Below are 7,307 nucleotides of genomic sequence, written 5' to 3'. Positions count from 1 at the left end.
CCCCCGTCCCCACCGCCTCCCGCGGTGATGGACACGGCCGACACGGGCTGGTCCAGATCGACGAGGGTGCGGCCGTCGACCTCGATCCGCAGCCGCGTGGGCCCCGGTGCGGCGGGCGCCGTACCCCGCGAGGGACGCGCGGCGAGCGTACGGACGAGGGACTGGCAGGTGCGCAGCCAGTGGAGGTGGAGGTGCGAGGAGCCGCCGTCATCCGGGGAGCCGGCACCGCCCACGGCCCCAGAACCGGACCCGGACCCGGAACCCGCATGGCCGTGGGCGCCGGAGCCGGTGTGCGCGCCGGGATCGTCCGCGCCCCCGCCCAGCGGCGGGATCCGCAGCGCGCCGAGCACCACCCCGTCGCTGTCGTCCACCAGCAGGTCGAGCCGCCGTTCGGTGCCGTCGAGCACCGCCCGGGCCGCCGCGACGGCCCCCAGGGGCACCCCGAGGGCCCGCGCGAGCGACAGGGCGCCGGCGTCCACGCCCACCGGCACCAGGGACAGCGCACATCCGGCCAGCTCGCGCCGCCGGTGCAGGAGGGTCACGGCACGCAGCAGCGCCCGGTCGTCCCCGATCACGACGGGCCGCCGCGACCCCTTGCGGACCAGTGCCCGGTCGAATTCCTCGGGTCCGTCGGGGAGGCACACTTTCGTCGTCGCACCCGCGCTGAGCACGTCTTTTGCGATCCGTACCGCCTCACCGTCACCGTGACGGGCGACCGGGTCGATGACCACCAGGAGCTGGTCGGAAGTCGCCACCTCGGTCATGCCTCGCTTCCTCGGGTAGCATCTTTGTGCAAGAGCCCCTTGCGCGATTGCGCCAGGGGCTTCGTCTATTCCGGGGCATCCGGTCCGACGGTCGCGGCCGAAGGTGGTCGCCGGCGTACGCAGCCATACCAGAAGCGGCAGCGTACGTCCCCGACCTTGGACATGCCCCGCCCGGAAGGGGTGTACGCGCGTGCCCGCACTTGTGCTGCTCGGTGCTCAGTGGGGTGACGAAGGCAAGGGAAAGGCCACCGACCTGCTCGGTGGTTCCGTGGACTATGTGGTGCGCTACCAAGGCGGTAACAACGCCGGCCACACGGTGGTCGTGGGCGATCAGAAGTACGCCCTCCACCTCCTCCCTTCCGGAATCCTCTCGCCGGGGTGCACCCCGGTCATCGGTAACGGAGTCGTCGTCGACCCGTCGGTCCTGTTCTCCGAGCTGAACGGGCTGAACGAGCGAGGCGTCGACACGTCCAAGCTCCTCATCAGCGGAAACGCGCACATCATCACGCCGTACAACGTGACGGTGGACAAGGTGACGGAACGCTTCCTCGGCAAGCGGAAGATCGGCACCACCGGCCGGGGCATCGGCCCGACCTACGCCGACAAGATCAACCGCGTCGGCATCCGCGTCCAGGACCTGTACGACGAGTCGATCCTGACGCAGAAGGTCGAGGCGGCCCTCGACGGTAAGAACCAGCTGCTCACCAAGGTCTTCAACCGCCGCGCCATCGAGACCGGCCAGGTCGTCGAGGAACTGCTGACCTACGCGGAGAAGCTGCGCCCGTACGTCGCCGACACCGTCCTGGTGCTCAACAAGGCGCTCGACGACGACAAGGTGGTCCTCTTCGAGGGCGGCCAGGGCACGCTGCTGGACATCGATCACGGTACCTACCCCTTCGTGACATCGTCGAACCCCACCGCGGGCGGCGCCTGCACGGGTTCGGGCGTCGGCCCGACGAAGATCAGCCGCGTGATCGGCATCCTGAAGGCGTACACGACGCGCGTCGGGGCGGGTCCGTTCCCCACGGAGCTGTTCGACGAGGACGGCGAGGCGCTGCGCCGGATCGGTCACGAGCGCGGTGTCACCACCGGCCGGGACCGCCGCTGCGGCTGGTTCGACGCGGTCATCGCCCGGTACGCGACGCGCGTCAACGGCCTGACCGACTTCTTCCTCACCAAGCTCGACGTCCTTACCGGCTGGGAGCAGATCCCGGTCTGCGTGGCGTACGAGATCGACGGCAAGCGCGTCGAGGAACTGCCGTACTCACAGAGCGACTTCCACCACGCGAAGCCGATCTACGAGACCCTGCCCGGCTGGTCGGAGGACATCACGAAGGCCAAGACCTTCGCCGACCTCCCCAAGAACGCCCAGGCGTACGTGAAGGCGCTGGAGGAGATGTCCGGCGCCCCGATCTCCGCCATCGGCGTCGGCCCGGGCCGCACGGAGACGATCGAGGTCAACTCGTTCATCTGACGCCTGACGCCTGACGCCTGACACCTGACGCCTGACGCCTGACGCCTGATGCCTGACGTCTGGCATCAGGCATCTGACCCACGTGACGGTACGCGGGTGACGACACCGTGCCCCCGGCAGCCCCTGACGGCCGCCGGGGGCACGGTGTCGTTCCGGTGGGTCCTGGCGGCCACGGTCCGGACGCCGGCGGACGGCCGGACGAGTGGGCGCCGGCCGGTCAGACCTCGTACTCGAAGCGCGCCGCGAGGGCCGTCCCGCTGGGGGTGCCGTCCAGGATCCGGCGCAGGCCGCGGGTCATCACCGCCTGCTCCTCCATGCTGAGGCGGTCGACGACCATGGCGTCGGTGCGGGCGTCGATGGCGCGCAGCACGGGGATCAGCTCCTGCCCGCGTGACGTCAGCCGCAGGTAGACGACCCGGCGGTCCACCTGGCCCGGCTCGCGGTCGACCAGGCCGCGCTTGGTGAGGGTGTCGACGATGCGGCTGGGACTGCCGCTCTCGCACACGATCAGACGGCCCACCTCGGCGAGGGTGAGCGGGGCGCGCTCGGCGAGCACCAGCAGGATCTCCGCCTGGGCCGGAGTCAGGTTGAAGGGCCGGAGCTGCGCGGTCATCTGGCGGGCGCCCTCGCGTTGCGCCGCCAGCAGGAGGTAGCGCAGTTCCGAGTCGTAGTGCGGGGGATCGGCCGTTGCGGCCCCTGGGGGCGCGGCGGTGTCCGTAGCGGTCGGGGGGCGAGACATGGCGGCTCCAAGGTGCTGGGTCGGCGAGTGGCTCACCAGGCGGGTGACCACATCGTTTCTCGATGATGCGGCATCCATGCCACATCATTCAATGCTACGTCATCGATATACGTGATATTCGGCCTATCCGGAGGGCCGACTACTACTTTTTTCGGACACCCAGATTGTTGTTGCAACAACGATGCTGGGACATGCATGATGAGGCATCGGTGTTGCGACAACGATGACAGACCATCGATGTTGCGCCGTCGACTTCTTGACCGGTGCACGACCTCAGCTCAAGCCCACGTCAAGCAAAGGGAAACGAAATGACCGCGCAGATCCTTGAAAGTGCTCCCGCCGACCTCGACGCCCCGATCGTCCTCGACGACGCCGCGGCGGCCGTGGCCGCCATCGCCCGCGGTGAACTCGTCGTCGTGGTGGACGACGAGGACAGGGAGAACGAAGGGGACCTCATCGTGGCGGCGGAGCATGCCGACGCCGCGGCCATCAACTACATGATCACCCACGGCCGGGGCCTGGTCTGCGTCTCGGTGACCGAGGAGCGTGCCGAGAAGCTGCAGCTGCCCCCGATGGTCGAGCGCAACGAGGACCACCACGGCACCGCGTTCACCGTCAGCGTCGACGGCGGCCCGGAGCACGGCGTCACCACCGGCATATCCGCGCCCGACCGGGCCAAGACGATCGAGCTCATCCTGAACGGCACCGGCGAGGACCTGCGCCGCCCGGGCCACATCTTCCCTCTCGTGGCCCGTCCGGGCGGTGTGCTGGAGCGTCCCGGCCACACCGAGGCGGCGGTCGACCTCGCCCGCTTCGCGGGGCTGGCGCCGGCCGGTGTCATCGTGGAGATCATCCTTGAGGACGGGACGATGGCGCGCCTGCCGCACCTGGCCGAGTTCGCCCGGCGCGAGGGCCTGGTCCTCACCAGCATCGAGAAGCTCCGGGAGTACGCCGCCACCCGCATCGAGCGGGTGAAGTGAGCCGCATCCCCCGGTGGATGGCCGGTGCGTCGACCGCGCTCACCAGACCCGCGGTCACGCACCAGTTCCTCGCCGGACTCGAAGGGGTGCGGCACCTGCCGGCCGACGGGCCGTTCGTCCTCGTCGCCAACCACAGCAGTTTCGCCGACCACCTCGTCCTCGACGCCGTCCTCGACGCGCTGCGGGACACCCGCACCTCCTACCTCACGAAGGCCGAGGCCTTCGTGCACCCGGTGCGCAGCCGGTGGACCCACGGCATGGGAGGGATCCCGGTGGACCGGGACCGCCCCGGCAAGGAACTGCTGGCCGCGGTGGACGGTGTCTTCGCCGACCGCGGTGCCCTCGTGGTCTACCCCGAGGGCACCCGCGGGCCGGGCTGGCCGCTGCTGCCCTTCAAGGACGGCGCGTTCCGCTTCGCGGTCCGGGCCGGCGTGCCGGTCGTCCCGGTGGCGATGTGGGGAGCGCAGCACGTCCTTCCCAAGGGTGCCTCGCTGCCGCGCAACGCCCGGGTGCGCGTCGTCTTCGGGGCCCCGCTGCCCGACGACACCGCGCTGCCCAGGCCCCAGCGGGTCAAGGCCCTGGTGGCGGCGGCACGCGACGTGCTGGAACTGCTGGTGGACACCGCACGTACCGAACCCGGCCCGCGACGCAGGCGGCAGGCGGCCCTGGAGCTCGTCCGGCGCGCCGAAGCGGTCACCGAGACGATGCTCAGCCACACCGACCGACTGTCACCCGAACGGCGCGTGAAGCAGGCGCGCCTCCTGATCACCCTGGCCCGCCGCACCGATCCGGCCACCCTCGCGCGTGCCGACGACCCGGTCGGCGCCGACGCCCGCGTCCTGGCGGCCAGGCTCACCGGACTGCGCGCCCTGAAGGCCCCGGCACCGCTGCGCCCCGCCCTCCTGCGGAGCGTCCGGCGCGGCGCCGAGGAGGTACTGGCGGAACACCCCGACCACCTGATGGCCCGTTACCTGCTGGGCCGCTGGTACCTGCTGATGCCGCGCGTCCTGGGCGGCGACCGCCGGCAGGCGCTGGAACACCTGCGGCACGCGGCCCGGCTGGGGGCCCACGACACCCGGTACGCCATGGCGTACGCCGAGGCGCTGATCGCCGTCGGCCACCACGGCGAGGCGGCGGGACCGCTGCGGGACGTCCTCGACGCCCCCGCCCCCGACCCGAGGACGGCGGACCGGCGCCGCCGGGCCGAAGCCCACTACCAGCAGCTCGCCGGCGCCGGCGCCGGCCCCACGACCCCGAGGGGGTGAGACGAACCATGAGCACGTCAGCGTCCCTGCAGTGCGGCAACACCCTGGTGGTCTTCGACGGGCCCCGTCGACTCGCCTGGCGCACGTCCCCGTCCGGCGACTACGCCCCCACGGCGCTGTGGCCGAGCCCGGCCCAGGCGGCCCGGGTGCTGGACCACCTGTACGGCGGCGGATGCCTGCTCGTCCTGCTCGAACAGGAACGCATCTCCGTACCGATGTATGCCGAGGAGGCCGAGCGGCTGCCGCCCGACGTGGCCGCACGGGCCGACCTGACCAGCGACGGCGTGATCAGCGAACTGCACGTCCCCGTCCTGGACTGGATGCCGCCCGCGCTGCGCGAACGGGGCCTGCGCTTCCTGGAGGACAGCGCGGGCCTGCTGGACAAGAGCCCCGACCTGCTGCTGCCCCACCTGATCGTGGAGGACCCGCCGCACCGGCCGGACAACCTGCGGTTCGCCCGGCTGCGCAGGCCACGGCCCTTCTCCGACGACCGGCTCGCGCCGGTCACCGACCACCTGTTCACCGCCGACCTCCCGGTCGCCGCGATGTGCCCGGCCGGCACCGCGACGGCCGCGGCCCACACCTGGGAGAGCACGCCATGAGCAGCCCGGTCACGACAGCCGCCGCGCCCCCGGACAGCCCGCTGAAGGGCCGGGTGGTCCTCCTGACCGGGGCGGGACGGGGCCTCGGCCTGCTGACCGCGCGGACGCTCCTCGACCAGGGGGCCGCGGTGGTGGCCAACCACCGCTCGCCCTCGGACGACCTGGAGCGCCTCGCCGACAAGCACCGGGACCGGCTCCGGCTCGTTCCCGGTGACGTCGCCACCGAGGACACGGCAGCCCTGCTGGCCGCGGAGGCCCGCCGCTTCGGCCGGCTCGACGTCCTCATCCACAACGCCGCGATCACCCGCGACCAGCCCCTGGTGCGGATGTCGGTCGAGGACTGGGACGAGGTGCAGCGGGTCAACCTGCGCGGTGCCTTCCTGAGCACCAAGTACGCGGTGAAGACCATGATGCGGGCCCGCTACGGCCGCATCATCTACATCTCCTCCATCACCGCGCTGACCGGGAACGCGGGCCAGGCGGCCTACTCCTCCTCCAAGGCAGGACTGCACGGCCTGGCCATGACCGTCTCGCAGGAGTACGCCTCCTACAACATCCGCACCACCACCGTGGCCCCGGGCATCCTCGACACCGGTCTGGGCGCCTCCGTGGCGGCGCCGCAGCGCCGGAGGATGGCCGACCGGTCCCTGCTCGGGACCGGCGAGGCCGAACAGACCGCCGGGACCATCGCCTTCCTGGCCTCCCCGGCCGCCGACTACATCAACGCCACGGTCATCCGCACCGACGGAGGAATGAGGTACTGATGAGCACCGCCGGTTCGCACATCCTGATCCCCGCACCCGTCCACATCGTGCGCCGGATCCTGCTGGAGCCCACCGCCCTGGCCGAGTGGAACCCCGCTTTCCTCTCGGTCGGGGGTCCCTCGCAGGCCGTCACGGGACGGCGCTACCCCCTGGTCGCCCGCGGTGCCCTGCGCGGGCACTGGGAGTACCTCAGCATCGGCGACACCCTCATCGAGGGCCGCTGGGAGGTCCCCGGCCTGGCCGAGACCAACAGCTGGAAGCTGGTCCCCCACGAGGGGGGCACCCACGTCACGCACTCCTTCACCCACCGGGGCGGACTCGCCGCCCTGCTGCGCCCGGCGTTCGCGGGCGTCGCCGACCTCCGTCTGGACCGGCTGGCCGGGCGGGCCGGGCGGCGCGCCCGGGAGCAGGCCCAGGCCCAGGTCCAGGCGCGGGTGTCCTGACGTGGCGCCCGGCAGCGCGGCACCCGTCGCGGTCCCCGTCCCCTCGCCCGAGAGCACGGCGTCGGCCGTCCCCTCCCCGTCCCCGCTCCGGTCCGTGCCCGTCGCCCGCGCGGACTGCTGGGCGCCGCCCTCACCGCTGCACCTGGCCCGGCTGGAGGTCGGGTACGCGGAGGACCACATCCTGCGCGGTCTCGACTGAACCGGCCGCCGAGCCGGCTGCCTCCCCCCGATCGTGACGGGTCCGGCGAAAATCCCCCGCACCGGACCCGTCACCCC

Annotated in this window: 9 protein-coding genes; 7 read left to right on the top strand and 2 right to left on the bottom strand. The window is 72.0% G+C overall.

The window, feature by feature from the left end:
• Positions 1-764, bottom strand: a 764-nt coding sequence (locus tag FGF04_RS30295) for a diacylglycerol kinase family protein (protein ID WP_235882576.1), incomplete at its 3' end; no start/stop codon positions are given.
• Between the two features lie 190 nt (positions 765-954).
• Between FGF04_RS30295 and FGF04_RS30290 the strand changes: the two genes are divergently transcribed.
• The gene (locus tag FGF04_RS30290) at positions 955-2,238 is read left to right on the top strand and encodes an adenylosuccinate synthase (RefSeq protein ID WP_149514560.1); all 1,284 of its coding nucleotides are present in this window, start codon (positions 955-957) and stop codon (positions 2,236-2,238) included.
• Between the two features lie 217 nt (positions 2,239-2,455).
• Here the strand turns inward: FGF04_RS30290 and FGF04_RS30285 are convergent, their stop codons facing one another.
• Positions 2,456-2,977, bottom strand: a complete 522-nt coding sequence (locus FGF04_RS30285; protein ID WP_149514559.1) for a MarR family winged helix-turn-helix transcriptional regulator — start codon at positions 2,975-2,977, stop codon at positions 2,456-2,458.
• 308 nt (positions 2,978-3,285) lie between these two features.
• On the opposite strand from FGF04_RS30285, the gene ribB reads away from it, so the two are divergent.
• The 6 genes from ribB to FGF04_RS30260 are packed head-to-tail and all read left to right on the top strand — an operon-like array spanning position 3,286 to position 7,230.
• Complete coding sequence (gene ribB, locus FGF04_RS30280) at positions 3,286-3,957, top strand: 3,4-dihydroxy-2-butanone-4-phosphate synthase (RefSeq protein WP_149514558.1); 672 nt, start codon at positions 3,286-3,288, stop codon at positions 3,955-3,957.
• Positions 3,958-3,974: 17 nt separating this feature from the next.
• Positions 3,975-5,222 (top strand): lysophospholipid acyltransferase family protein, encoded by a 1,248-nt coding sequence (locus tag FGF04_RS30275; protein ID WP_149514557.1) that lies wholly within the window; start codon positions 3,975-3,977, stop codon positions 5,220-5,222.
• Between the two features lie 8 nt (positions 5,223-5,230).
• On the top strand, positions 5,231-5,824 hold the full coding sequence (locus tag FGF04_RS40280; protein ID WP_188114296.1) for a hypothetical protein: 594 nt from the start codon (positions 5,231-5,233) through the stop codon (positions 5,822-5,824).
• A complete protein-coding gene (locus tag FGF04_RS40275) occupies positions 5,821-6,588 on the top strand; it encodes an SDR family oxidoreductase (protein WP_188114295.1) in 768 nt (255 codons plus the stop codon). Before FGF04_RS40280 ends, FGF04_RS40275 begins: the two co-directional genes overlap by 4 nt.
• Entirely contained in the window at positions 6,588-7,031 is a 444-nt protein-coding gene (locus FGF04_RS30265; protein ID WP_149514555.1) for an SRPBCC family protein, read from the top strand. Before FGF04_RS40275 ends, FGF04_RS30265 begins: the two co-directional genes overlap by 1 nt.
• Position 7,032: 1 nt before the next feature.
• Positions 7,033-7,230: a hypothetical protein gene (locus FGF04_RS30260; RefSeq protein WP_149514554.1), complete on the top strand. Its 198-nt coding sequence runs from the start codon at positions 7,033-7,035 to the stop codon at positions 7,228-7,230.
• Positions 7,231-7,307: the final 77 nt, after the last annotated feature.

This window comes from Streptomyces apricus (genome assembly GCF_008369065.1).
GTDB classification, from domain to species: domain Bacteria; phylum Actinomycetota; class Actinomycetes; order Streptomycetales; family Streptomycetaceae; genus Streptomyces; species Streptomyces apricus.
The sequence above is the reverse complement of the archived record's forward strand: the minus strand, read 5'-3'. Positions and strand labels throughout refer to the sequence as shown.

Bases quoted from the DNA above. Each gene is read 5' to 3' on its own strand.
- FGF04_RS30285 (WP_149514559.1), bottom strand. From the start codon at position 2,977: ATGTCTCGCCCCCCGACCGCTACGGACACCGCCGCGCCCCCAGGGGCC.
- ribB (WP_149514558.1), top strand. From the start codon at position 3,286: ATGACCGCGCAGATCCTTGAAAGTGCTCCCGCCGACCTCGACGCCCCG.
- FGF04_RS30275 (WP_149514557.1), top strand. From the start codon at position 3,975: ATGGCCGGTGCGTCGACCGCGCTCACCAGACCCGCGGTCACGCACCAG.
- FGF04_RS40280 (WP_188114296.1), top strand. From the start codon at position 5,231: ATGAGCACGTCAGCGTCCCTGCAGTGCGGCAACACCCTGGTGGTCTTC.
- FGF04_RS40275 (WP_188114295.1), top strand. From the start codon at position 5,821: ATGAGCAGCCCGGTCACGACAGCCGCCGCGCCCCCGGACAGCCCGCTG.
- FGF04_RS30265 (WP_149514555.1), top strand. From the start codon at position 6,588: ATGAGCACCGCCGGTTCGCACATCCTGATCCCCGCACCCGTCCACATC.